Genomic DNA, 24,291 nt, shown 5'->3' with positions numbered 1-24,291 from the left:
AGAACGTCGGCATATGGCGATTGGAACTAGAACCTCAAGAAGGTAAGTCCATGCCCTTCCGACAATTCCTCTGTCTCGGCAGGGATCACGGCCAGACCATCCGCCTGCGCCAACAGCGCCACCCGGCCACTGTAGGACGGCGCCATCAGCCGCAGGCGTGGCGTGCCGTCGGGCGTCCGGCCCTCGATGGTGACAGGGCGGTATTCCTGACGTCCGGCACGCCGGTGCAGCGGTTCGGCCAAAACGGCCTGCTGGGGTGTTTGCGAGGCATGGTGCAGTCCGGCACGGCGGGCCATCATTTGCGATCCGATGATCTGCCATGTCACATAAGCCGAAACCGGATTACCCGGCAGACCCACATAAAGCACGTTCCCACGCCGCCCGAACATGATCGGTTTACCCGGCTTCATCGCCACTTTCATCACATCGACCTGACCGCCGATTTCCCCGAACACACGGGGCATGTGATCTTCGTCACCGACCGAGACGCCACCCGTGGTGATGATCAGATCGGCACTGTCGCAGGCCTCGCGCAGCACTTGTTCAAGCTTGGCAGGATTGTCCTCGACCGGGCCCTTGTCAGTCAATGCGATCCAAGGTTTGTTCAACAGCGCCCGCAGCATATAGCGGTTCGAATTGTAAATCTGCCCCGGTCCCAACGTCTCGCCGGGTTGTTTCAATTCGCTACCGGTGGAAAAGATTGCGACTTTCAGCTTGCGATAAACCGTAACCTCTCCGTATCCGGCCGAGGCCAGCGCGGCGACCTCGCGCGCGGTGATCTCACAGCCGCGGCGAAGGATAGGCGCGTCCGCTTTCAGGTCTTCACCCGCGCGGCGGATATGCTGGCCCGGCTTGGGTCGGCGGGAAAAGCGGATACCGTCGATCAGAGCGTCGCAATCTTCCTGCATCACCACGGCGTCGAAATCCGGCGGAACCGGCGCACCAGTGAATATCCGCAGGGCGCTGCCCGCAGGCGCGTCGTGCGCGCCGCTGTCTCCCGCCGCGATTCGCCCAGCAAGCGGCAGCTCGAACAACGGGCCGTTGCCCAGATCACATGTCCGCACTGCGTAGCCATCCATGGCCGAATTGTCGAAGGCGGGCATATCCACCTTGCTGGTACAATCTTGCGCCAGAACGCGCCCAATGGCGTCGATCAGCGGCAGGGTTTCGGTATCCGTCAGTGGATCGGCCACCGACAGACCACGCCGCAGCGCATCCTCAACAGTCAGGTACATATGGGCGTGGCGGTCGCAGGCGCATCCATCAGCCATTATGAGCCTCCATTTCAGCAAAAAGTTCTTCGAAACCTGCCCGCTCGGCCTCGCCCAGCTCGGACAGATGGGCCTTGGCCTCCTCAAGGTTCGCGTCGGGGTCGCCGACCACCAGCAGCATGACCATTCCGTGACGGCCATGCACGCGGCAGCGGATGCCATAGACGCCTTCTTTGTCGAAGGTCAGGTCCAATTCGGGTTTTCCCCGGATCTCGAACGCGCGGGCACCCACAGGGATCATGCGAAGGATTGACGTGACCGTGTGACGCCCTGTCGATCCTTTGAACCGCACCGTCGCGCCCGCTGGGACATGCAGCAGCTTGGGTTCAAACCTAAACGCGCGGGCCGGGGTATCGGCATTCGGGTCGATGATCTGGTGGACCACAGCGATTTCGGGGATATCCTCGGCCCAAGCAGGCGCAACAGCCAGTGCGCCTGCCAATATCGCTGCACCTAGTTTCAGCGATGATGTCATCTGTCCCTCCGGGCCTTTCAGGCCGCCTGTGAGGGTTCTCCCAGCAGGTCAGCCAGCGCGCTGATCATCACCGGCCATTGCGCGCGGCGGTCTTCGTCGCGCAGCTCGGCCAGCAGTTCGCGGCCAATGGATACGATCGCAGGGGTGCTGTCCTTGACATAGGTCACAATCCGCTGCTCGGGGTTGGCCAACAGGAAGGGCACGATGGCCGCCCCCGCCTGATCGGGCGCGGTTTCCGACAAGAGCCGCATAGCCGCCTGCCGCACGGGGGCCGAGATATCATCCAGCAGGCTGCGCGCCACGTCTGGGGTGCCATTCCATCGGGTCAGGATATGCATCGCGTCGATGCGGAAAGCAGTATCGCCGGTTTTCACCATCGCACGCAGTTTGCCGCGCAAGCTATCCTGCGGTGGCAGATCAGCCTGTTGCAGCAGCTTCAGCGCATGCTGGGACAGGGCGGAATCTGTGTGCGACAACCCCTTGGTGATCAAATCGACCAGCTGGTCTTGATCCAATTCCGCACCATGGCGAGCGACGGCCACGCCCAGCGCGGCAAACGCCTGCTGCGCGATCTCGGTTTCCGGGTCTTGGGCGATCTGGGCCAGCATGACCTGCATCCCTTTGACCTCGCCCAGCAGGCGGATGGCGGACATGCGGGTTTCGCGCTGCAACGCAACCGCATCGTCGTCCAGCGCCACGCGGCGGCGTTTAGGGTGGCGGGTCGCCTTGGCCAGCAGCGCCTGTTCGCGGGGGGTGAGGGGTTGGACCTCATCCTCTTGCGCTTCCTGAGTCATCTCGGCGGCAATCGCGTCATGCCCCAGAATCGCTCCAAGGCTTGAGGTCGGGCCGTTCTCACTGCCTTCGGAGACGTCCAGACCGGCCTCTTCCAGCGCGGCGATGTCGGTTTGCGGGGTCTCTGCGGGTTCCTCGTCTGCAGCCACAGGCATCGGGGCCATAGCAAAGGACAGCAGCAACTCGCGCCCTTGCTGCTGGTTCACATGTGGACGATCGGCATCCGTGACGATCATCGCCAGCGATGCCACCGCCTTGAGCCGCACCGACCGGAACGGAGACCGGCACGCACGTTGCAGCCATTCCGCCGCCTCACGCAGAGGCGAGGTCGCCAGCGCATCGACAATGGCCCATTGCAGGCGCTCGGCCTTGAGGTCATCAGCCTCGACCAAGAACAGCGCGCTCAGCCGATCCGCCACCAGTTCCGGGGCCAGCGCCGCCAGCAGGCCCAGTGCCTGTGCGGACACTTCGGGCTGTTGACCGGTGGCAAGGAAATCCAGCACCTGCCAGCGCAGATCGTCCTGATCGGGAATCGGCGAGGTGCGATCCAGCCGGTCGAGCAGCGCCAGCTGCACCTTGGCACCAGGATCACGCATCATGCGATCCAGCAGTTCGGGTTCCGAAAAGCCAGACTGGTTCAGCGCTGCTATGCGGATATCTTCGACCGCATCCGTCAGGGCCTGTTCGACCAGTTCCGGGTCGTTTGGCATCAGCGCCTCATAGGCGATCAGACGCACGGCCCCGTCCTTGTCGTTGGTGGCTTTGCGTAGGATCGCTTCGGCTTCGGCCCCGCCGATGGTGGCCAGAGTGCGCAGGGCACGGTGGCGCAGGCGGCGGTTCGAGGATTGGGTGAACACGCCCAGCGTCGGCACGGAAGCCTCACCAATCCGGCCCAGCGCCTCGCAGGCCACATCGCCCAGTTCCTGCCCGTCTTCGTCCATCAGGGCCATGACGATTGGTTCGATCGCCGCCACATCGCCCATCCGGCCCAACGCTTTGATCGAGGCGATCTGGGTGTCCAGCCAATCGTCCCATTCGTCCTGGTGCAGCTCGGCCTCGTCCCATGTGATCTCCTCGCCGCGCCCGGCGACAAGGGTGCGTAGGTAAGGCGCGGCGTCTACGGATTTCAACTCGGCCAGAGCGGTGACGCAGGCCAGTTTGACCTCGCCACAGGGATCGTGGATCAGGTTTTCCAGCAGTTGCGGTGCTGCGTCCTGAACGCCCAGCGCGCCCAGTGCCTGGGCTGCGTCCTGGCGGACGTCTTCGTCATCGTCCAAAAGCGCCTCGACCAAGGCCGGGCTGTTGGCGGCGCCAATGGCACTCAGGGCCTGAATTGCGCGCAGGCGGATCACGTCATAGTCGGATTTTGCGTAGTCCGAGAACAGGCTGGTGGCCTCATCTCGCAGGGCGGTATCGGAATGCATGTTCATATCGGGTCTGCCATGTTTTGCGTTGGGAGAGGTTGGGTGAAAGTGGAAGGCAGGTTTCCCAACCGATACCTGCCTTCCAGGTGGTCCCTTCTGCAGTGGGACCAGACCCGAGGGGCAGCATGGCGACCGCCCCCCGGAAACACGTCAGGCGATGTCGCGCGGTGCGAAGGACATCGTACGGAACGAGGTTTTGTAGGGGCTCGGCCCCAGTTTGCGCAGCTTGGCAACGCCCATCTTGTAGTTGTAGTTGCCACTGATCCAGTCGACGATCCGGCCCTCAAGCGCGTTCGCGGGCTGCTGCATGTGCAGGAAGTCCATGTAGACCACGCTTTTCTTGATGGCGGGCGTGACCATGGCCACGGCGGTGATCGCCGCTTTGGTCAGTTCGATATGCCCGTTCTCCATCAGTTTCGAGAACTGGAAGTCATCGCCTTCCACACCCAGCAGCGTGGTCTTGTTGCCCGGAACGCGTTCCGAGTAGACCATCACGTAGTCGCCGCTTTCGATGCCGCGTTCAGCCGCATCGTCGGGGTGGATTTCGACCCAGTTTTCCGGCCAGCGCTGCACGATATACGGGCGGCGACGGTCATCAAAGCCAGACTGCCAGCGTTCGTTGATCCGACCGGAGGTCGCCCAAAGCTCGCCTTCTTCCTTGTTGGGTTTAAGCCATTCCCAATAGTCCGAGAACAGGCCCCAAGGCGATTTCTGGATGTTGCACTTGCCGGTCTGGCTGTTGAAATGCGTCAGCTTCTTGTTGAACACATCCGCACCAGCTGCACCGGTATCGGGCAGTTCGCGGGTTGTGTCGTGCAGACGCTTGGTTTCAATCAGCGTGACCCCATCGGTATCCAGCATGACCGGGCATTGCACCCCATCCGTTCCGAATTCACGGACCTTCTGGTGCAGGCCCTTACCTTCGGCCTTGGCCAGACGGAACACCGCGTGGAAGTCCTTGCGCGACCCGCGGGTAAAGCGCACGGCCTCTTCGGCAACCTCGTTCGAGTTCTGCCAGTCGAACCCGTCAAAGCCCATCCGCTGTGCCAGTTGCGCAATGATCCACCAGTCGGGTTTCGCCGCACCGGGCGCATCATAGAACTTCTGGTACAGACGCAGACGGCGTTCGCCATTGGCGCGCAAAAAGTCCTCTTCACCCCAGGTCGCTGCGGGGAACACGATGTCGGCATAGCGATTGCCGATCGGGTCCTGCAGATAGATGTCCTGGTTGATCACCACCATACCGCCGCTGTCGGCGCGGGCCTTCAGCGTATCGATCATCTCTTGCTTGTCGAAAGAGGCAATCTGGTGCGGGTTGCGGACGGTCAGCTCCTCGAACTTGTCGGCCAGTTGCTGGCTGCCGCACATGGACTGGATCCAGGTGGTGCCGATCACATGGGCCATACGGGTATGACCTGCGATCAGATACCGGTCGGTATCCATGGCGCGGCGACGACGACCGGGCAGTTTCTCGGGCGATTTGTTGCGCGGGTATTTCCCGCCCTTCACGCCACCCCGCTGGTGACCACCGGCCCGGCCAATGACCTGACCCGGACGACCGCCGCAGCCACAGATGATGCCCAGCGCGGAAATCGCCTGTGTGTTGCCGGTGTTGTTGGACCAGTAGAACCCTTTCTCGATCATGACCGAGGTTTTGGGCCGTGTGCCATCCGCCTTGGGTTTGGCCAGCCATTCGGCGGCAGTATAGATTTTCTGCACGTCGATTTCGGCCATGGCGGCAGCGGTCTCGGGCGAGAACTCGTCCTGCGACAGCAGCCACTCTTTCCAGTCTTCAAAGCCTTTGGTCTGGAACTTGCCCCAGGTCGTACGCCACTGCCATGGCGTGTTGCGGGTGCCCTGACCGAAGCCGGACGAGCTTTCCCACTTGTTGTTGACCCATTTCTTGATCCAGTCGCTGTCCTCCCAGCCATTTTCCACGATGACGCGGGCAATGGCGTTGACGACCAGTAGGTCGGTGCCGGGCAGAACGTCGATGTGCAGGCCGCCCATCTTGACCGCATGGGCCACACCGGCCGAGCTGCGCGGGATCAGATAGATCTCTTTCTGACCGTTCTGCATCCCCTTCATCATCCACTGGGTATAGAGGATGGTCTTGGTCTCATACGGGTCAGTACCGCAAACCAGAAGGGTTTCCGCATCGCGCCAGTCCTCGTAGGACGGGCCGAAGTTGTCAAACCCCGCATCCCGAAAACCGGGGGTCGAGGTCACGTCGGACGGCGTGTCGTGGAAGGTGAAGTTCGCGGTGTTGATATGGCGCAGCGCGTATTTCGAGATCGCATAGGTGTTCTCGATATACTGATAGCTGAAGGTTTTCACGCCATAGGCATTGGTGCCGTGCTTGGCGATGACGTGGTTGCCCACCTCGGCCGCCACATCCAGCGCCAGATCCCACGGAACCGGCATCAGCGTGCCATAGATCCGCATCAGCGGTGTCTTCAGGCGGTCACGAGTCGGTGTCTGCGGGTTATAGCATTTCTGCGCAATACACCCGCCCCGCAAGGAACTGTCGCCGTCGGTGTTGACGTATTGCGTGTCCTTGTCAGGGATGATCACCACGTGGTGCGGCTGACCTTTGTGCAGAACGATATTGTGCTGGTTCGGCGCGACCCATGCACCCAAGGGTGCAACAGGGAAATCCTCGCCAAAGGCGTTTTCGTCCGCTGTAGGCCCACCCGGCTTGGCCGTCACAGGCCAGCGGTAGACTTTGTAGCCACAGGCCACGATGCAGTAGTCGCAGGCGGTCGAGATGACCTCGGCGCCTTTGGGCGGCAGTGGGACGTTGGTTTCGGGTACGTAATACGGGGTTGCCATGTGAGTATCCCCTTCCCTTATGCAATCAGGTTGTCGTAGCGGCCGTAGATCAGGCCGAACATGCCGACGGCGTAGATGTCATCACCGTCCAGTTCCAAAAGGACCTGCGGCAGCGACTGATAGGCTTGCCCCGAAACGAGGATGCCGTGCCGTGTCACGTCATAGGTGGACAGGTGCAGCGGGCACGGGCCCAGCACCTTATGTTCAGGCTTGTAGCTGTCATACATCGACCCGCCCTGGTGGGTGCAGGTGAGGTTGAAGGCCACAACGTCCTTTTGCGGACCGATGCCACCGCCACTTTCCACGCCGGTCTTGACCAGAATCGAGTCCGAGTAGTCGCCCTCGTCGGGGTAATAGAACTCGACCGGGACATCCTGTTCCAGCTCGGACAGTTTGCCGATCAACTTGCGCGGATAGGTGGATACCAATGCGGGCACCTGTTCTGCCTGACCGTGGCGAGTGGGCATGGCCACCATCACGGCAAAGGTTGTTGCGCCCGAGGCGAACAGGAACTGGCGGCGGTTCACGGTGCAGGCCTTCTTGGCCTCACCCGAACAGCTGCATCCGGTTGCGTTATGATCTTTCATGACGCTTACTCCTCTGCTGCCGCGGGAAGCGGCTGGTAATCCGGCAGATCGGGTTCTTCGACCAGAATCTCGTCACCGGACAGGGATTTCAGGAAGGCGACCAGATCCGCTTTCTCCTGATCGTTCAGGCCAAGCGGCTGGATCAGATCGGATTTGGTTGCTGCGAATTCATTCTCGCCGCCGCCCTGGTTGTAGAACTCGACTACGTCCTCAAGCGTCTCCAACATGCCGTTATGCATGTAGGGTTCGGTGTAGAGGGTGTAGCGCAGGCTCGGTGTGCGGAACTTGCCCAGATCGGCCTTTTCCTTGGTGCGGAAATAAAAGCCGGGGTCGTCCTTGGTGTGGCGATAGAAATCCTCGGTCGAGCCTTTGGAGTAAAGCTCATACCGGAAGGTCACTTGCGCCAGACCGTCATCTTCCCAGCCGCTATAAGGTGGAACGCCGGTGTTGTAGTATTTCTCATCCGACAGCAGAGCGCCGTTGTGGCATTCGGAACATTGCGCCTTGCCGGTGAACAGCTCCAACCCGCGTTTCTGTTCGTCACTCAGCGCCGCATCATCCCCGCGCAGATAGTTGTCGAAGGGTGTGTCGGTCTGAACGATGGTGCGTTCAAACGCAGCGATTGCGCGCCATGCGTTGCTGATACGCGGCCACTGATCGCCGAAGACGTCATTAAAGCGTTCAACGTACTCGGGCACAAAAGCCAGACGGGCCTCCATCATGTCGGCCTCGCCGTTGCCGGCGACTGCACCGCCTGCAGCGGATTTGGCCTGGCTTTCAAGGCTCTTACTTGATCCCGCCCAGAACAGCTTGCCGTAGTAAGCCGAGTTCACGATGGTCTGGCTGTTGCGCCAGTGAGTCGTGCCGGGATAACCGAACGAGATCGGCGCTTCGACGTCCCAGCCCACATCCGGCAGGTGACAGGCCGAACATGGCGTTGTCTCGTTCCCGCCCAGCCGCGGATCGAAGAACAGCATCTTGCCCAGTTCGATCTTGGCCTCGGTCTGCGGGTTGTCCAGCGGGATGGGCGGCTCGCCCAGCGCCACCAGCGGCGCATCGGGGTCGGGGTCTGCGCCGCCGATACCGGCCTCGATCGCGATACTGTCCGCAGCAAACGCTTGCGAACCGATGGCAGCAAACAAGGCAGCGGTGGCGATTGTGCCTGAAAGGTAAGACTTAAGGTCTTTCATGGGTCCACTCCTCAGTTTGTTGTTTCACGCCAGTTTTCGATCGGCGCATAATCCGTATCGATCTCTTCGGCGACGAATTCGGGCCCGGTCAGCGGCTCGCCGGACAGTGCCTTCAGGAAGGCCACCAGCTGCGCTTGTTCGGTCTCGGAAAGGTTCAACGGCTTGATGCGCGGATCCTTGTTTTCATCGTCACCGCCACCGGCGTTGTAGAAGGCCACCACATCTTCGAGCGTTTCCATCGTGCCGTTGTGCATATACGGCGCGGTATAGGTCAGCTCGCGCAGCGTGGGGGTCATGAAGGTGCCGAACGTGTCAGCGGTGTGTGTGCGGATATATGCTCCGGGGTCAGCACGCAGGTTCATGTAGTTCTCGACGCCGAGGAACTTCATCATGGTCACAAAGGTGATGTGCCGTGTCGGGTCCGCCCAGATGTCAGGGTTGTCGCCGACGCCGATATTGTGCGGCAGATCGTCGGTGAACCGCTCGCCCGAGTGGCACGAGTTACAGCCGCTGGCGTTGAACAGCTCATAGCCTGCCTTGGCCTCGTCCGACATCTCGCCGGTGTCGTAGGGCGCACCGCGCGAGATCAGCGTTTTCAGATATTCCGGGATCGCGTTACGCACGCCACCGTTCGAAGGCTCACCAAATCCGGCGGCTTCGAACATCTCGACATAGACCGGGTCCTGCTTGATGCGTTCCTGCATAAGACGCATGTCCATGTTCATGGAATAGGTCTCGGTGATGCTTTCGCGGGTCACGTCATTCAGGTTGGTGCCTATCCGCCCGTCATGGAACCATGCCTCGCGCTTGGCGCTGTTGATCAGCGTTGGCACGTTGCGGAAATGCAGGTTGCCCGTATAGGCATCCGACAGGGCCTGCCCGTCGGTAAAACCGTTTTCCGGCTGGTGGCAACTGGAACAGGACAGCGCAGCGTCGCCGGACAGGCGCGGATCAAAGAAAAGTCGTTTGCCAAGGGCCGCCTTGGCTGGATCGAACTCTATGGCTTCTACCGGGCCCGGCTGGTCTGCCAGGGCCTGGTGAACCGGGAACGCAGCACTCATCGTCAGCAGCGAAACTGTCGACAGCGCCGAGAACCATGTTCTGGCTTTGGTTGTCATCTAAAAGCCCCTTTATCGCTATTCCGATCACTCGGTTTGGCCGAGAACCGGCACGGCGAACCTTAGGGGGCAGTTGTGTCGTACTGATTTGGACGCGATGAAAAGACGTGAAAAGATGTTAAGAAATGTAACAGGCGTCAGGGAACAAGAGATCGTACAATCCGCGCAAGACTCTGAACATCAAAGGGTTTCTGTACTCGTACCGTCGTATCGCCTTCAGCCGGGCTTTCTGCATCATCAAAATAACTGCTGACCAGAATCGTCGGAACATTCGGTCGGATAGCCCGTGCAGACGCGATAAGATCGGTCCCCATCAGCCCCGGCATCATCAAATCCGACACAATTACGTCATAGCTGTCCGGGGCCGCCCTAAAGGCATCCAGCGCGCGCATCGGCTCGGAATAGGCCTCGACCCGGTAGCCATAGCGCGTCAGCAACCGGCGCGTGACATAGAGGATGTTTTCGTCGTCATCGACCAGCAGGATGTGCTCATCCCCCGTGACGGCGCGCGCCTCTTCCTGCTGTTGCGCGCTTAGAACCGGCATCATCGGATAGAAGAGGCTGAACCGAGTTCCCTTGTCGGGTTCCGAATGCAATTCGACCCGACCGCGGCATTCCTCGACACTGTTGCGGACGATGGCCATGCCCAGACCAGTGCCCTTGCCCACAGGTTTGGTCGAGAAGAAGGGCTCGAATAGCTTGTCCTGTACTTCGGGCGTCATTCCCGGCCCGTCATCGGTTACGTCCAACCGGATTACGCCAATCGCATCGTCCGGCAGGTCGTCCAACGCAGTGTCTTCGGCTTGGCTGATGCGCAACACAACCTCGCCCGGGTGATCGCCGATCGCCTCGAACGCGTTGTGGCACAGGTTCAGCAGGGTCTGGAAAAACAGTGTGCCGTCAAACTCCGCAAAGGCCTGATCTATGTCGACGTCAAAGCGGGTCTCGATACTAGGTGGGGCGGCGACCTTGATCAGGTCCAGCGCCTCTTGCGTGGCTTTGACCATATCGCCGCGCTGAGGGTTGCGGGGCCGTTGGCGGGCAAAGGTTAGCATCTTGCGTACCAGCGCCTGCGCCCGACGTGCCGCGATACGAATATGATCGACCGAGGTCTGGATGTCCTCGTTGTCTTCGGCGTCCAGTTCGATCAGCTCGGCATTGCCGATGACGCTCATCAACACGTTATTGAAATCATGCGCGACCGAGCCTGCCAAAATGCCCACGGCCTCCATCTTCTGCACCTGTGCGAATTGCTCGCGGGTGCGGCGGGATTCGGTCATGTCCTCGCCGATACCGATATAGTGGGTGATGCTGCCATTCTGATCGACCAGCGGGAAAATCGCGGTCGAGACCCAGTAATGCGTCCCATCTTTGCGCAGGTTGCGAAACACACCATACCAGCTTTGACCGTTTCTCAGCTTGGCCTTCAGGTCGCCGTAAACCCCCTGCCCCGAATGTCCCGATTGCAGCATTTTGGGCGAATGGCCATAAACCTCTGACGGACCATAGCCGCTGAGTTCAAAGAACTTGCGGTTGGCATATTCGATCTTCAGATCAGTATCCGTGATGATGATCGAGGCCGGGCTTTGTTCGACCGCACGCGCCAGCTTGCGCTCGGCCAGCTCAACCTGTTCACGCAGCGCCAGTTCGGCCTTCAGACGACGGTTGGCGCGCAGGATGTTGGTGATCAGAAACGTCGTGAGGATGGCAATGAACCCGACCAGAACGATCAGCCCGATCAACAGGACCGAGAAGTTGCGCACCAGACGTTCGCCATCCGAAAAGGCACGCACCATACCGGACAAGCTTCTGTCACGCTCCTGCACCCACAGGGTTTCAAGCGTTGCCAGCGCTGCCAAAGCATCATTGTCATCGACACGGACCAAGGCGTCGATTTGTTCGGCGCTTAGACCGGCGGCAATGCCATCCTCAATCAGGGGAATATTGCCAGTATATTCCAGCGCCACGGCCTCAATCTGTTGAAGGGCCTCCAGTTCCGTCGGAGACGGGTTCGAGGCGCGATAGGCCGCAATCGTCCCGAGCAAACTTTGCGATTGCCGCCGCAGACGCGGCCCCAAGTCCGGGTCATGTCGCAAGACGTAGTTCTTGAAATTGTGAATCAGGCCGCCATAGCCGAAATCCTCGCGGATATCTGAAATCCAATAACCACGCGGCGTGGTCTCGGCTGAGTATTCCTGCCATGCCACCCGCATTTCACCAATGCGCGCACCGGTCTCGCGTGACATGTAAAGAAACACAGACAGGATGATCACGAGCGCAAGGCCAATCGCAAAGGCCACCGCCAAGGGTCGCTTCAGAGACCCGCTTATCACGTCGGGACTGTCGCTCATGCCTGCACCCTTCCCAATTGGATCAACAGGAAAAGGTGTGTCACGTTTTATACGCGCAGGCTATGGCTGCGGGCGCGGCATATCTACGCTTTGGGGACGTCGTCGCCCAAACCGTTTGTTTCCGCAATGAAATCGGCCATCATGGGAACGTAGTCCTCACCCCGGCCCGCAGCCTCCATGGCCGCGAAGGCATTGCGCAGAGTCGCCTGAACCGGCGTGACCGCACCGATGCTGTTGGCCAGGTTCGAAAGGTACCGCATGTCCTTATGCGCGTTGGTGATGGCAAAACGATGAGCGTTTTCGTCTCGCTCCAGCGTCCATTTCATAAAGGTCTCGTAGAACCCGTTCGACAAACGACCGGGGCGCAGAACGGAATCCACCTGTTCCGCGCTCAGACCCGACTTTCGGGCCACGGCCAGCGCCTCGGAATACAGGACCGCATAGCCCATGGCGACGAAGTTGTTGATCAGCTTCATTTTGTGGCCCAATCCGACCTCACCCATGTGGACAACCAGCCCGGCCCAGCAGTCAATCACCGGCTTGATGCGCGCAAAAGTCTCGGGCGACGCGCCAACCATGGCATCCAGCGTTCCGGCCTCGGCCTCTTTCGGGGTGCGCCCCAGCGGAGCGTCGGCCAGGTCCATGCCTGCGCCACGGAGTTCCTCGGCCAGCTGCAGGGTCGAAACCGGGTCCGAGGTGGAACAATCCACAACGATCAAACCCTTTTTTCCTGCGGCGATGATCCCGTCGGGGGCCCGCACCAGCTGTTCCACTTGTGGACTGCCTGAGACACAGAGGTGGATGATGTCGCAGGCCTCGGCCATCTCACGAGCCGAATGAACCTCGGTCGCGCCGCGCTGCAACAGGTCTTCGACCGGTTGGCGATTACGATGCGCCATCACCACCAGCGGATAGCCGTTTTCCACGATGTTCTTGGCCATGCCATGGCCCATCAGGCCAACGCCGATAAAACCGATTACGGGTTTGTTCATGGGATTTCCTTTGTTGCTGTCGCGGCTCAGGCGTCCGAGGACTGGGTCCACAGATTGACCTCGCCATTGGAGGAATAGAGGTCGATCTCGGCCAGTTCTTCGGACGTGAATTCAATGTTCTTCAGCGCGCCGACACAGTCAACGATCTGTTCCGTCCGCGATGCCCCAATCAAAGCAGTTGTGATCCCGCCCTCGCGCAGCACCCAGGCAATTGCCATCTGCGCCAGCGTCTGACCGCGCCGATTGGCGATGGCATCAAGGTTGCGCAAATTCTGCATGGTGGCTTCGGTCAGCAGGTCGGGGTTGAGGGACTTGTCCTCGGTGGCGCGACTGCCTTCCGGCAGGCCATTCAGGTATTTTCCGGTCAGCATTCCTTGCGCCAGCGGCGTGAAGGCGATGGACCCGATCCCCAGCTCTTTCAGCGTGGCTTTCAACCCATCCGTTTCCACCCAACGGTTGATCATATTGTAGCTGGGCTGATGGATGATACAGGGCGTACCCAGATCCTTTAGAATAGCCGCAGCCTCGCGCGTGCGTTGCGAGTTATAGGACGAAATGCCGACATACAGTGCCTTGCCAGAGCGCACGATCTGATCCAACGCGCCCATCGTTTCCTCGAGCGGTGTGTTCGGGTCGAACCGGTGGGAATAAAAGATATCGACATAGTCGAGCCCCATCCGTTTCAAGCTTTGGTCACAAGAGGCGATCAGGTATTTTCGGCTGCCCCATTCGCCGTAGGGGCCGGGCCACATCCCATACCCGGCCTTGGATGAGATGACCAATTCATCACGGTATGCGGCGAAATCGGTTTTCAAAATCTCGCCAAACGCCTCTTCGGCGCTGCCTGGCGGCGGGCCATAATTGTTTGCCAGATCGAAATGCGTGATCCCCAGATCAAAGGCCGTGCGGCACAGCTCCTGCTTCAACTGATGGGGGCGATCATGCCCGAAATTATGCCACAACCCCAACGAGATAGCAGGCAGTTTCAGCCCGCTGCTTCCGCAAGAGTTATAAATCATTTTATCGTAGCGGGTGGCACTGGGGACATATGGCATTGGGGAAAATCCTGACGATATAGCAGATCGGAGTTGGCGCTATGATATGGGTCCGGCCCCTTGCCCTCAAATGTCTTTAACCCCATTTAATACAGCGTAATGAACATCAAGGACCACAAGTTTGCCGCGCCCGGACCGAGTTTTCAAAAGCGCCTGCAATGCCATGCTGGACAGGCTGATGGCCGGGGCAGAGGTCACCAATATCTCGCAATTGGCGCGTCATTTGGGGGTCAGCCGCACTACAGTGCGGGCCGTTCTGTCCTATCTGGAAAAAAGGGGTTTGCTTGCCCGACAAGGACGGAGCTATGACGTGCAGCGCCTGCCAGAACAGGCCGATTACTTTTCAGCCGCCCAAACGATGGACACACGCGACGCGCTTGAAGCCGCGTTCATGCAGATGATCCGCAATCAAGATCTGGGCCCCGGAACGCGGCTGAACGAAGGGCAACTGGCGCGGCAGTTGGATGTCTCGGTTCAAACTATCCGCGAGTTTCTGATCGGCCTCAGCCGGTTTGGATTTGTGCGCAAGGATCACCACAGGCGCTGGGTGCTGGAGGGCGTCACCCGCCAATATGCGTTGGAGCTGCACGAGGTTCGCGTCATGTTCGAAAGCCGCGCGGTGGAAAACCTGTGCTGCCTGCCGGAGCAGCATCCGTTCTGGGGTGGTCTGGCACGGTTGCGGCAAGAGCATCAGGCTGTGACCGCCAGCGCCGATCTTTCCACGTTGGATTTCCCGGCATTGGACACCAAGTTTCACCGCTTCCTGAATGATCACGCGGGAAACCGGTTGATCGTCGGCTTTCAGGACGCGATTGCGATGATCTTTAACCACCACTACCTGTGGCCGCTAGAAAACCAGCTCGACCATCACCTGACAGCCACCGCCGATCACCTTGCCATCATCGACAGCATCGAAAGACGGGACAAGCGCAAGGCCCGGGCCGCGATGGCCGCGCATCTGGACACCACCCGCCGCCGCTTTGCCCAAGCGACTGCTAAACCGCCTGATGAACCTCGATGATGTTGCCCTCTGGGTCTTGAAAGAACACCTGGTGCCATTCCTTGGCGAAGGCTGTCCCATAGTCGGAATAGGAGATGCCGTTGTCGTCCAACAATTTCTTGAAAGCCGCAATATCATCGGTTCTGAAGGCAATATGCCCGCGTTCAACCGGATTGATGGACTCACTGTGTTTGAATGCCACACCAAGATCTTTCTCGGCCAGATGCATCTGCATATGACCATCTGTGGCAAAACGGATCTTGCCGCTATAGCCGCTGTCTTCGGTCTCATCAGGTCGGGGGAAGTTCTCGATCGGGATGTCGTCCAGCCCGAGGACGTGCGTGTAGAAATGATGCAGGCGCTCCACGTCCTGCGAGACATAGTTGATGTGGTGGAATTCCAGTTTCATGATCCGTGCGTATCCTGACGTTGATCCGATGGGCTGCAATCATTCGGTTTGCCCCGAAGATTACGCATTCCGCATCGCCGCGAAACCGCAAATTCAAGGATATGTCTTTGCTATTGCGACAAGACCGCCACTTTCCCGTATACTGACCCCTAAGCGCCAGACAGGTGCAGCAGACGGAGGGGGGAATGGAACAGCGGCTCTCGGCTATTCTGGCGGCTGACATGGTCGGGTATTCCCGGCTGATGGAACTGGACGAACTGGGCGTTTTGTCCCGGCAAAAGAAATACCGACGCGAATTGATCGACCCCGAAATCGAGCGCAGCCGCGGCAGCATTGTGAAAACCACTGGCGATGGCATGTTGGCCACCTTCGAATCCGTTCAGGACGCAGTGCGCTGCGCCGTGAACATCCAAAAAGCGATGAACCTGAATGAAACAGATCTTGAAGATGATCAGAGGATCCGCTTCCGCGTCGGCATCAATCTGGGTGATGTCATTTTCGATGAGGGCGACATCTTTGGCGACGGTGTCAACGTCGCCGCAAGACTGGAGGGGCTGGCAGAGCCTGGCGGAGTTTGCGTCTCAGACATTGTGCATCAGGCCGTGCAGGATCGTGTCGATACGCCGTTTCGGGATATGGGCGGGCAGCGCGTCAAGAATATCAGCCGACCGATCCGGGTCTGGCACTGGTCACCGCAGGCCGCCCCCCGGCGTGTGGCACCCGATATCTCGCTGCAACAGCGGGTAAGGTTCTGCAAATCGGCAGACGGGGTCAATCTGGCCTGGGCCTCGACCGGACAAGGGACGCCCGTGCTCAAAGCGCCGAACTGGCTGAACCATATCGAGTATGAATGGACCAGCCCCGTCTGGGGCGATTTCCTGTCCGAGATGTCCAAGCTTTGCCATCTGGTGCGGTTCGATCAGCGCGGCAATGGGCTTTCGGACTGGGATGTGGGTGATATTTCAGAGGATAGGATGATTGACGACATGATCGCCGTCGCCGATGCAGCGGGGCTGGATCAATTCGGCCTGTTCGGGATCAGCCAGGGCTCGGCCTTTTCGATCCGGTTTGCAGCCACATACCCCGATCGCGTCAAGTTTCTGATCCTACTGGGCGGCTATGTCCGGGGTCGCATGATGCGGGGCGACGCCGAAGCCGAACAATTCTATCAGGCCTCCCGCGCGATGGTATCCGCCGGGTGGGGCTCACCCAATCCGGTCTATCGCCATTTCTTCACCTCATCTTATATGCCAGACGCAACTCCGGAAGAAGGTGCAAGCTTTGATGAGATGCAGCGTATCTCGGCCAGCCCCGAAACGGCGCTGCGGATCATGGAGATGAACGCTTATGTGGATGCCCGCGCGGATGCACAACGGCTAAACATGCCGACATTGGTGTTGCATGTCAGAGATGACATGGCTGCCCCGATCAGCGAAGGCCGCGAAACCGCGCGTGAAGTTCCAACCGCCGAATTCGTCGAACTTCCGGGCGCCAATCACTGCATGATCCGAGGGCACGCGGGCTTTGACGAGTTTTTTCAGGAGATTGGCCCTTTCCTGCGGCAGCATGGCGGCTAACCTGCCCCGCAAAACAGAGATGAAAGAGCGACTATGCGGAAATACACGACGCTGGATGAAATCGGCCCCTTGGAGGTCTGGCCTTTCGACAACCCCAGCAGCGACTACAAGATATTGGAAGGTCAGCCCAAAGCCTCTGGCCGGATGGACGACGGCGGCCCCGGACATGCAACACGCACCGGCATCTGGCGCTGCACCAAAGGCGCGTTTGAATGCACCGAACAGGGGGATGAGCTGATGACTATCCTGTCTGGCCGTTGCCAAATAATCGACCACAGTACAGGGCACACCACCGATCTGGATGTAGGAGATAGCTATTTCGTCCGGGATGGCAGCCGCGTGACGTGGAACATCATCGAGGATGTCATCAAGGTCTTCTTCGGGCATAAACCGGGCGGGTTCGACTGACGGAAGCGGGAATGCTGATGGCGAAAATGCCTCCGGCGATTTCCTGTAGGTCTGCGCATAACGCTGCATTGCCGACGTTGGTTTGACTAAAGAAAATCTTGGAACTTTGCGTAAACCTTTACGCGGTATTTGCGCATAGCTTTGTACGATTTGCCCATAAGTTTGCATGCTGCAGAGAACTCATCGAACAAACAGGCTCTCAGGCTTATCTGCAGTGCCTAATTGCAGTTTACTGCCAATCACCAGCCGATGAACGCCACGTCTTAGCTTCCGCATCCCAAACACTGGCTGATGCGCAAGGCGTCGGGTTTATTCCGTCACAATTGCTTCCGTGGACATCCGCAAGGACAATGCGTTGACGCCCGAAGTCAACGACCGTCCAGCCTCGGTTAAGCAAGGAGTGAACCTCCTCTTCAATCAAGAAGTGCGACATGCATCCGCCAGTTCCGCAAAAAAGAGATGCGGCGCTCGAGCACGCAAAACCAGATTCGTTCAGAACCCAGTCGCGTTGTAGATCCCCGTCGAGATCCACTCTCTCGACCGCACCCCAATCTAAATCAAACTGACCGTCGTTGAACTCCGCGCAAGCCTGTGCCGCCAGATCAACCTTTGCTCGTAAACCGGTTGGAAGTTGCGAAACGTCAGCCGCGACAACTGGTGAGGTCCAAACCAGGCCCGAACCAAGCAGGATCGCAGATACCAAACGTTTCAAGTAGCTTGCCAATTGGGAAGCCGGTTGGAAGGCGGTATCAATTGCACTGATCATACCTATAGTCCCCGTACTCCAGCCAGTTTGCCGAGCCTTCGCTAAAAATCAAAAACTCGGACCTGTCTTCCCCAAGCAGGGCAACGACAAATCCGGCCGGCGGCTCAGAGTTTCCGAAGTAACTGTAGGCCGTCATGGCTCTGATCGTCTCGCCGTTAACCGTTACTCGCGCGTCCCACTCTCCGTCCGGGTTGTCCAAAATTACGGGTTCGATCACGCGTTTTATCGCTCCGCCACCACAATAGACGATGCCTTCGGGTGCTTCGTAGGAGGCCTCCTGGCTAACATTCGAGTTGCACGCAGAACGAAGGGATCGAATTGCCGCGCTGGAACCCTTCAAGTCAAAGATTCCATAGCTGACGTCTTGATCAATCATGGACAGATTAACCGATGCATTTGCTGCAAGCTGGTCCTGTACAAAATCATAATCCTGCTGACTGTTGAAACTGGCCTCGACGGGATAGTTGTCGACGATCTGCAAAGCAGCGTTTTCTGCGCCAACCTGAAAAGCCCCAACTTCGGTGGTGCCGCTCTTAAAAAACCGAATGGAAAGCCCTTGCTTCTGCACAATGTCCTGGCTGTCCTCGTATCCAGCCGGAGCAAAGCGGATACGGTCACACTGAAGTTCCAGCGTCATGTTTCCGGTTTGAATAAATGCATTGGGATTAGGCCCGGAACTGAACGACCACTCCGCCGATGCAGTGGTCGCCATTGCCATCATCAACGCTCCAATAGAAATCGTTTTGAAACTCATTTTCACTCTCCATGGTGTTGCGGTTCGGACTTTCACCCAGCAGGGTTCCCGGCTTGTTTCCCGGAAAACAAGGTCAGGAAACAGATTCGCCGTATTCGTTTGCGCCTTCTTGGGAAGGTCGTGTCAGCCACCAGATCATCAGAATGGACAGAACGAACTGAAGGATTGAGACAACAACGATACCGGTCACACCCAAAACTGCCGCAGGTCCTCGCAATGCATCGGGATTTTCGGTCCCTTGCTCCAATACCGAAAAGAACGCCACCCCACCCAGCAAAACAAAAAGCGTTGTAATGCTGAGCGCCATCGGCAACAGCAAGTACCAGCCAGGTCGCCCTGTATCGTGCAGCCTTCTCCAACCGACGGCGAGCATGGGTATAATGACGGCCAGTTGAAAAACGGAGGACAGAACCTGAGAGCCTTGGCCCGTTGCGGGGTTGGTTCCAAAAAGGATCGAATCCAACATTGCTAAAGCGGCACTCACGAGAACCGCAAACAAGAAGAACCACCAGTATTCTGAGCGTAAAGCCCGACCGGAAAACTGGAAGTATTTCGAAAAACACGTTTTAACGGATTCACCAAATCCCATTTTTCACTCCCTTTTTGACTTTCATTGCGTCGAAAACGCTTCGCCGCTCAGAATTACTCACGCGCCCCTAAGGATGCGCCCACGAACCTTTTTTATTTGAAGACGAAGGCCTATCGTACGAGAGCGTAAAGAAGTTTACGCGCGGAAAAAATGTTGATTTATTAAAAATTAGATTCAAACATGCGAATTCGACACAACTTTCATTTTACCTCCGTTGTTGTCGTTGTTGCCCGATGTCTCGGGCCCTTCCGACTGCTAGAGTGAGTGCTGGCGGTTGGAAGACTTTCTAAAGTGATCGTGCTTAGGAGGACGCGATGCTCAATTTCAACAAGAGATCACTCTCTCCAAAGCTCGCTCTAGCTTTTGCCTGTGACGTCATTTGGCCATCATGCGTTGTTGGCCGTCTTGGCAATCAACAAAGTATCGATCCGCTGACCAAGCCAGCAAGCTGCGGGTTTTGGGCAAGGTAGTCACAGGATCAAGGCATGTTTTATTGGCTGTCCAGTCGCCATAGATTCTAACAAGCGCATCCAATTTCAATAATTTCATGGGAACAAGAGGGAGAAGAAAATGTCCAACAAGATGGTGATGATTGCAGGCGCAACTTGTTTCGCATTGCTTGCAGCCTGCGACGAGACGAGTACATCAAACGCGTCCGCCGAACTCACGCCGGCTCAGCAGGCGTGTTTGCGAGACGTAGCCAGCACAACGAACAATTCGCAAGTCGTGGTGCTCTCATCCGCGTTTAGCGAGGCAGGAACACAGGTCACTGTAGGCGTTGGCGAGGATCGTGCTCCTTGGAATTGCATTGCTTACAGTGATGGCACGACAGCTGGTATCGAGTTCCTGGGCGACGAAGGCGCATTGTGACCAGTTTGGTGCGCGGCGGAGCACGGCTGCGCAGTACTGGCTCGCTCTTTGGAAAGCTCGACTTGGCCTGCCGGGTACGCCTTTCAGGCTATGGCGTAGGCATCCGTTACGGATCATCGGATGCACCAATTGACCGATTAGGAGTTTTGCAAGCAAAGCGAAACCTCTACGAGAAAGAGGCCTGCATGGATGCTAGGTTAGACCTTCTGGTGACTACTACTGGCCACGTGCCAATTGCATTATCGTACGGGCTGATATTCGGTAGTTCGATCCCAGTTTTGCTGGGACTTCCGGTGGAAGGAACGGACCAGACGCATGTCTTCCGTGCGATTATGGGTCTTTACGTAGCAAACGCTTTGTTTTGGTCAGCGACCGTGGCGAAACCGGACTTACAGCGCACTGCGCTATGGGTTCTATTTTTGTCTATCTCGGGATTGGCCGCAGGATGCATACTTAGCATATTTTTTGACTGCGTCCCGAAAGGGATACTTCTCTTTTATCTTGCAGCCGCGACTACAATTGCAGCTCTGGCAGCGGTTTCCCCAAAAAACGTATGATGAAATAGGAAGTGGTAAAATGGTAAGGTTTGGCTTTGTTATCTCGATGATTGCAACACTATCAGTTTCGACATTCGCTTTTGCACAATCTTCATCTGTCCAGATTGCGGTGGACGAAAACTTCTTAGAACTTGAGACTGCAGTTGCCGATGCGGGAGCTACTCCAATCGCATCGATAGATCATGCGCGCCTGGCCGCGGCCGAAGGTGTCGAAATGCCAGCGTCTCGTGTACTCGTGTTCTCTGATCCAGAGATAAACACGCCAATTCTGGAAAAGAACGTACGAGCAGGTCTGGATCTTCCTTTTCGCGTTCTTTCCTTCGATCAGGATGATCACCCGCAGATCGCATACACAGACTCTCAGTTTCTCAAAGTGCGTCATGGGCTGAATAATAGCCAAGCGTTGAATGCATTTGAGAACAAGTTGCTCGAAGTCCTGAACGACTTGGATGCGGCACCAGCACCGACCAAAGGATTACTTGCAAACTATGGCATCATCGAATTGCGATCTGAGCTCAGCGTGTCAGAGGCAGTAGAACGTCTCAGGACAGCTGTGATGGGACAGGACGATACAGTCTGGTTTGGGGAGATGGATTTTGCGGCCGAAGCGTCCCAACTGGGGGCGCAGCTACCGGATGCTGTTCTCTTGTTATTCGGCGGACCAGCACCCGGTGGTGTGGCAATGGCGGGTTTTCCGGCAATTGGATTGGATGCCTTTTGCCAAAAACTATTGGTTTACGCGAACGAAGAAGGCGGCTCCGTAGTCATTTTCAATGACATCGCTGCCTTGGCAGAATTGCACTACGGTTCCTCAGCCGAGCCTCATCACGGTTTGAACAAAAGGCTTACCGCAACATTTCAAACCGCAATTGAATGACCTTTGGTCAGAAGTCACAATTATCAGAGTTTTATTCTTCGCATTTCACTGCCCCTTTTTGGCTCAATCAGATCGGCATCCAAAATCCGGCAGCGGGCGAACAAAACTGGCACTCAAGAACGCAGCGGGTGGGACGGTTCGGCACCTGCGCAAAATGCAAGATTGGCCACCGCGCCTATCGGAGCGAGTTGGAGCAATCTTCCGGCTTGTTCAAGTGACGATCAACGAGAGTCAAAGGTCGAAATCCCGAGCGGATCATAGACGTTAGACTGCGTTGATTGCGAGTGATCGTGATAGTGGGCCTTACTGCGTGCGTGGCGTAGTGACGCCATCAACACTCGTTCCGGATTATCGATCAACTGGCCTGCATCGGCTTCGTCATTGTCTTCTCCCGCTGCAGGAGGAGCGGGCTGTAGACGGCCTTCAAGTACAGTTCCCCACACATTGATATCGGCCAGCGTCAAAGGATCCACAGTTAGCGGATTTTCTTCAAGGATTGTGAAGTTGGCCAGTTTGCCAGGCTCGATGGAACCGATCTCATCCTCCAATTGCAGGGAATAGGCTGCACCGATAGTGATACCTTGCAGCGCGTCTTCTGCACTGATGCGCTGGTCCGGACCAACGACACGACCACTCGTGGAAATCCGATTAACAGCTGCCCACATGTACTTCAGCGGCTCTGCAGGAGCCATCGGCATGTCCGAGTGCATCGAAAAGGGGATACCTGCCCGAACGGCGTCACCTAGTGGCACCATGCGCTCTGTGCGCTCGCTACCCACGCTGCCTGCGGAATACCGATCTGCGAGCGTCGGCGTATAAACGGAATTGCCACTGACAATCGCGCCAAGACGTTTAATACGTGCGATCTGATCTGGTTGAGCGTAGCCAAAGTGCACCACGACGGTGCGATGGTCATATCGCGGATTGCGCTGCATGGCGTCTTCAAGAGCATCAAGAAGGATGTCCAGACCGCCGTCTCCTAGATTGTGAACATGGACCTGAAAACCTGCGTCCCAATAAAGGTCGAACACCTGCTTAAAGAAATCAGGCGTCATAATCCATTGACCTTCATGCCCGTCCAGATAGCCGTCGCGCATGATCATTAATTCACTGAAGATCGCACCATCCAGAAGCAGCTTGACTTGCTTAGGTAGGAACTGGGTTCGGCCTTCGCTCCACGCCAGCATAGCTTCGGTCTCGGCCAGTACTTTTTCGGGGCCCTCTGTGTTCAGAAACATACTCCCAAGCGTTCGACCGTCCGGAATAAAGTAAAAGTTAAACGGCGTGTCGTCTGGCCCGAACGCTTCTGCCACCAGAGCTTGGGCGTTCTGATCCACAGGGCCAGCAGGCTCTGCAAGGGTCGTGATCCCGCTGCGGTGATAATAGTCCTCTGTGAACTCCAGCGCCTCCATGACCCTGTCGATAGATGCATAGACCGGAGCAAACTTCTCAAAGAACACATGCTCCCAGAATGCAGCTTCAAGGAAGAGGCCTTTCTCAAGGTTGGCTTGAGACCGGGCCAGTTCGCTTGACCAGCCGGCAATGTATTCTTCGGTGATTTCAAGTTGTTCGAGGGCAACCGAGTTGAAGTACATCTCGTGGGTGGAGCGTTGCCATACAGCCAGCGGGATATCGGGGGCCAGTTCGTCCAAAATCACACGGCTCATGTCGCCGTGCCATGACGCGTGATACCCCCAGACCATCAGCGGTCGCCCGCTGCTTCGATCATATGTGTTGATGACCTCGGACAGACGTTGGCGAAACTCCTCCTCGCTATTGGCAAGAGGCGCAAATCCCGCTGGCGATTGCCAGTCCTCGATGGAAATGATGGCATCCGACATCATCGCAAGCGCGCCCAGAAGCGGGTGCAAATGCTGTTCAATAAACCCGGGCACCATGACCTTGTCTTCAAAACTGCGGTCAATTGCATAGCTACCTTCGGGTAGGCGACCCTCGATTTCCTCCAGGGTTCCAACGTCAGTAATTCGACCATTCCTGACCGCCACCGCCTCAACCACCGGGGCGTCCGGATTCATGGTGAGAACTTCTCCACCGACGTAGACAGTTGTGCCGGGAAACTCAGGGAAACGCTCGAAGGCGTCTTGCAACGAGGGGGACTGTGCAGCGCCGTGAAGCGGCATCAGCGCAAAAGCGAATACTGTGAGAGACTTAAAGAACTTCATTGATGCCTCCGAATGGGATTACGGACATAAATAAATTGCTTCGATCAGAGCAGGCTGATCTGCGATGTGTCAACCTAAGCCCTCAGTCACTCAATACTGACTGAGCAACCCAAACTTGAAAGCCACTTTCGTTGACCGCTGTGGGCTCACAGCAGTCATTCGCCCAAATTCGCAGAATGCCTGCATTGGAAACAACGTTGGACTTTCACCAGGC

At 57.6% G+C, this 24,291-nt stretch carries 21 protein-coding genes; 6 read left to right on the top strand and 15 right to left on the bottom strand.

Going from position 1 to position 24,291, the window contains the following annotated elements:
- Positions 1-26: 26 nt before the first annotated feature.
- The 10 genes from ACR0L1_RS22040 to mgrA all read right to left on the bottom strand — a co-directional run bounded on the left by ACR0L1_RS22040 (position 27) and on the right by mgrA (position 14,087).
- Complete coding sequence (locus ACR0L1_RS22040; RefSeq protein ID WP_480860825.1) at positions 27-1,271, bottom strand: molybdopterin molybdotransferase MoeA; 1,245 nt, start codon at positions 1,269-1,271, stop codon at positions 27-29.
- Positions 1,264-1,746 carry a plastocyanin/azurin family copper-binding protein gene (locus ACR0L1_RS22035; protein ID WP_480860824.1) on the bottom strand — a complete coding sequence of 161 codons (483 nt, stop codon included), beginning with the start codon at positions 1,744-1,746 and terminating at the stop codon, positions 1,264-1,266. Before ACR0L1_RS22035 ends, ACR0L1_RS22040 begins: the two co-directional genes overlap by 8 nt.
- Positions 1,747-1,763: 17 nt before the next feature.
- Positions 1,764-3,968, bottom strand: a complete 2,205-nt coding sequence (locus tag ACR0L1_RS22030; RefSeq protein WP_480860823.1) for a HEAT repeat domain-containing protein — start codon at positions 3,966-3,968, stop codon at positions 1,764-1,766.
- 144 nt (positions 3,969-4,112) lie between these two features.
- On the bottom strand, positions 4,113-6,794 hold the full coding sequence (locus ACR0L1_RS22025; RefSeq protein WP_170790486.1) for an arsenate reductase (azurin) large subunit: 2,682 nt from the start codon (positions 6,792-6,794) through the stop codon (positions 4,113-4,115).
- Positions 6,795-6,811: 17 nt separating this feature from the next.
- A complete protein-coding gene (locus ACR0L1_RS22020; protein ID WP_170724694.1) occupies positions 6,812-7,381 on the bottom strand; it encodes an arsenate reductase (azurin) small subunit in 570 nt (189 codons plus the stop codon).
- Between the two features lie 5 nt (positions 7,382-7,386).
- Complete coding sequence (locus ACR0L1_RS22015) at positions 7,387-8,571, bottom strand: cytochrome-c peroxidase (protein WP_170790485.1); 1,185 nt, start codon at positions 8,569-8,571, stop codon at positions 7,387-7,389.
- A gap of 11 nt (positions 8,572-8,582) precedes the next feature.
- Complete coding sequence (locus tag ACR0L1_RS22010) at positions 8,583-9,689, bottom strand: cytochrome-c peroxidase (protein ID WP_480860821.1); 1,107 nt, start codon at positions 9,687-9,689, stop codon at positions 8,583-8,585.
- A 137-nt stretch (positions 9,690-9,826) separates the two neighbouring features.
- Positions 9,827-12,040, bottom strand: coding sequence for a hybrid sensor histidine kinase/response regulator (locus ACR0L1_RS22005; protein ID WP_480860819.1), 2,214 nt, complete (start codon positions 12,038-12,040; stop codon positions 9,827-9,829).
- A gap of 83 nt (positions 12,041-12,123) precedes the next feature.
- Positions 12,124-13,083, bottom strand: coding sequence for an NAD(P)-dependent oxidoreductase (locus tag ACR0L1_RS22000; RefSeq protein ID WP_480504096.1), 960 nt, complete (start codon positions 13,081-13,083; stop codon positions 12,124-12,126).
- The gene (gene mgrA / locus ACR0L1_RS21995) at positions 13,059-14,087 is read right to left on the bottom strand and encodes an L-glyceraldehyde 3-phosphate reductase (protein ID WP_480504097.1); all 1,029 of its coding nucleotides are present in this window, start codon (positions 14,085-14,087) and stop codon (positions 13,059-13,061) included. The genes ACR0L1_RS22000 and mgrA overlap by 25 nt, the downstream gene beginning before the upstream one ends.
- A 163-nt stretch (positions 14,088-14,250) precedes the next feature.
- Between mgrA and ACR0L1_RS21990 the strand changes: the two genes are divergently transcribed.
- On the top strand, positions 14,251-15,108 hold the full coding sequence (locus ACR0L1_RS21990; protein ID WP_480860839.1) for a GntR family transcriptional regulator: 858 nt from the start codon (positions 14,251-14,253) through the stop codon (positions 15,106-15,108).
- On the opposite strand, the gene ACR0L1_RS21985 is transcribed toward ACR0L1_RS21990, so the two are convergent.
- The gene (locus tag ACR0L1_RS21985) at positions 15,083-15,496 is read right to left on the bottom strand and encodes a VOC family protein (protein WP_480860816.1); all 414 of its coding nucleotides are present in this window, start codon (positions 15,494-15,496) and stop codon (positions 15,083-15,085) included. The genes ACR0L1_RS21990 and ACR0L1_RS21985 overlap by 26 nt on opposite strands.
- Before the next feature lie 185 nt (positions 15,497-15,681).
- Between ACR0L1_RS21985 and ACR0L1_RS21980 the strand changes: the two genes are divergently transcribed.
- A complete protein-coding gene (locus ACR0L1_RS21980) occupies positions 15,682-17,073 on the top strand; it encodes an alpha/beta fold hydrolase (protein WP_480860814.1) in 1,392 nt (463 codons plus the stop codon).
- A 33-nt stretch (positions 17,074-17,106) separates the two neighbouring features.
- A complete protein-coding gene (locus ACR0L1_RS21975; RefSeq protein WP_480860812.1) occupies positions 17,107-17,481 on the top strand; it encodes a cupin domain-containing protein in 375 nt (124 codons plus the stop codon).
- 229 nt (positions 17,482-17,710) lie between these two features.
- Here ACR0L1_RS21975 and ACR0L1_RS21970 read toward each other — a convergent pair whose 3' ends face one another.
- The 3 genes from ACR0L1_RS21970 to ACR0L1_RS21960 form a co-directional block, all read right to left on the bottom strand.
- Positions 17,711-18,247, bottom strand: coding sequence for a hypothetical protein (locus ACR0L1_RS21970; protein WP_480860811.1), 537 nt, complete (start codon positions 18,245-18,247; stop codon positions 17,711-17,713).
- Positions 18,231-19,001, bottom strand: a complete 771-nt coding sequence (locus tag ACR0L1_RS21965; RefSeq protein WP_480860764.1) for a hypothetical protein — start codon at positions 18,999-19,001, stop codon at positions 18,231-18,233. Before ACR0L1_RS21965 ends, ACR0L1_RS21970 begins: the two co-directional genes overlap by 17 nt.
- 73 nt (positions 19,002-19,074) lie before the next feature.
- Entirely contained in the window at positions 19,075-19,590 is a 516-nt protein-coding gene (locus tag ACR0L1_RS21960) for a DUF805 domain-containing protein (RefSeq protein ID WP_480860763.1), read from the bottom strand.
- 570 nt (positions 19,591-20,160) lie between these two features.
- On the opposite strand from ACR0L1_RS21960, the gene ACR0L1_RS21955 reads away from it, so the two are divergent.
- The 3 genes from ACR0L1_RS21955 to ACR0L1_RS21945 all read left to right on the top strand — a co-directional run bounded on the left by ACR0L1_RS21955 (position 20,161) and on the right by ACR0L1_RS21945 (position 21,894).
- The gene (locus ACR0L1_RS21955) at positions 20,161-20,460 is read left to right on the top strand and encodes a hypothetical protein (RefSeq protein WP_170790476.1); all 300 of its coding nucleotides are present in this window, start codon (positions 20,161-20,163) and stop codon (positions 20,458-20,460) included.
- Between the two features lie 185 nt (positions 20,461-20,645).
- Complete coding sequence (locus tag ACR0L1_RS21950; protein WP_480860837.1) at positions 20,646-21,017, top strand: DUF4345 family protein; 372 nt, start codon at positions 20,646-20,648, stop codon at positions 21,015-21,017.
- A 19-nt stretch (positions 21,018-21,036) separates the two neighbouring features.
- Positions 21,037-21,894: a DUF302 domain-containing protein gene (locus tag ACR0L1_RS21945; protein ID WP_480860809.1), complete on the top strand. Its 858-nt coding sequence runs from the start codon at positions 21,037-21,039 to the stop codon at positions 21,892-21,894.
- A gap of 221 nt (positions 21,895-22,115) precedes the next feature.
- On the opposite strand, the gene ACR0L1_RS21940 is transcribed toward ACR0L1_RS21945, so the two are convergent.
- The gene (locus ACR0L1_RS21940) at positions 22,116-24,077 is read right to left on the bottom strand and encodes an amidohydrolase (protein WP_480860808.1); all 1,962 of its coding nucleotides are present in this window, start codon (positions 24,075-24,077) and stop codon (positions 22,116-22,118) included.
- Between the last annotated feature and the right edge of the window lie 214 nt (positions 24,078-24,291).

Source organism: Ruegeria sp. J8 (assembly GCF_056531925.1).
The sequence above is the reverse complement of the archived record's forward strand: the minus strand, read 5'-3'. Positions and strand labels throughout refer to the sequence as shown.

Bases quoted from the DNA above. Each gene is read 5' to 3' on its own strand.
- ACR0L1_RS21980 (WP_480860814.1), top strand. From the start codon at position 15,682: ATGGAACAGCGGCTCTCGGCTATTCTGGCGGCTGACATGGTCGGGTAT.
- ACR0L1_RS21965 (WP_480860764.1), bottom strand. From the start codon at position 19,001: ATGAGTTTCAAAACGATTTCTATTGGAGCGTTGATGATGGCAATGGCG.
- ACR0L1_RS21985 (WP_480860816.1), bottom strand. From the start codon at position 15,496: ATGAAACTGGAATTCCACCACATCAACTATGTCTCGCAGGACGTGGAG.
- ACR0L1_RS21945 (WP_480860809.1), top strand. From the start codon at position 21,037: ATGGTAAGGTTTGGCTTTGTTATCTCGATGATTGCAACACTATCAGTT.
- ACR0L1_RS22025 (WP_170790486.1), bottom strand. From the start codon at position 6,794: ATGGCAACCCCGTATTACGTACCCGAAACCAACGTCCCACTGCCGCCC.
- ACR0L1_RS21975 (WP_480860812.1), top strand. From the start codon at position 17,107: ATGCGGAAATACACGACGCTGGATGAAATCGGCCCCTTGGAGGTCTGG.
- ACR0L1_RS22020 (WP_170724694.1), bottom strand. From the start codon at position 7,381: ATGAAAGATCATAACGCAACCGGATGCAGCTGTTCGGGTGAGGCCAAG.
- ACR0L1_RS21940 (WP_480860808.1), bottom strand. From the start codon at position 24,077: ATGAAGTTCTTTAAGTCTCTCACAGTATTCGCTTTTGCGCTGATGCCG.
- ACR0L1_RS22035 (WP_480860824.1), bottom strand. From the start codon at position 1,746: ATGACATCATCGCTGAAACTAGGTGCAGCGATATTGGCAGGCGCACTG.
- ACR0L1_RS22010 (WP_480860821.1), bottom strand. From the start codon at position 9,689: ATGACAACCAAAGCCAGAACATGGTTCTCGGCGCTGTCGACAGTTTCG.
- ACR0L1_RS21955 (WP_170790476.1), top strand. From the start codon at position 20,161: ATGTCCAACAAGATGGTGATGATTGCAGGCGCAACTTGTTTCGCATTG.
- ACR0L1_RS22015 (WP_170790485.1), bottom strand. From the start codon at position 8,571: ATGAAAGACCTTAAGTCTTACCTTTCAGGCACAATCGCCACCGCTGCC.
- ACR0L1_RS21970 (WP_480860811.1), bottom strand. From the start codon at position 18,247: ATGATCAGTGCAATTGATACCGCCTTCCAACCGGCTTCCCAATTGGCA.
- mgrA (WP_480504097.1), bottom strand. From the start codon at position 14,087: ATGCCATATGTCCCCAGTGCCACCCGCTACGATAAAATGATTTATAAC.
- ACR0L1_RS22030 (WP_480860823.1), bottom strand. From the start codon at position 3,968: ATGAACATGCATTCCGATACCGCCCTGCGAGATGAGGCCACCAGCCTG.
- ACR0L1_RS21960 (WP_480860763.1), bottom strand. From the start codon at position 19,590: ATGGGATTTGGTGAATCCGTTAAAACGTGTTTTTCGAAATACTTCCAG.
- ACR0L1_RS22005 (WP_480860819.1), bottom strand. From the start codon at position 12,040: ATGAGCGACAGTCCCGACGTGATAAGCGGGTCTCTGAAGCGACCCTTG.
- ACR0L1_RS21950 (WP_480860837.1), top strand. From the start codon at position 20,646: ATGGATGCTAGGTTAGACCTTCTGGTGACTACTACTGGCCACGTGCCA.
- ACR0L1_RS21990 (WP_480860839.1), top strand. From the start codon at position 14,251: ATGCTGGACAGGCTGATGGCCGGGGCAGAGGTCACCAATATCTCGCAA.
- ACR0L1_RS22040 (WP_480860825.1), bottom strand. From the start codon at position 1,271: ATGGCTGATGGATGCGCCTGCGACCGCCACGCCCATATGTACCTGACT.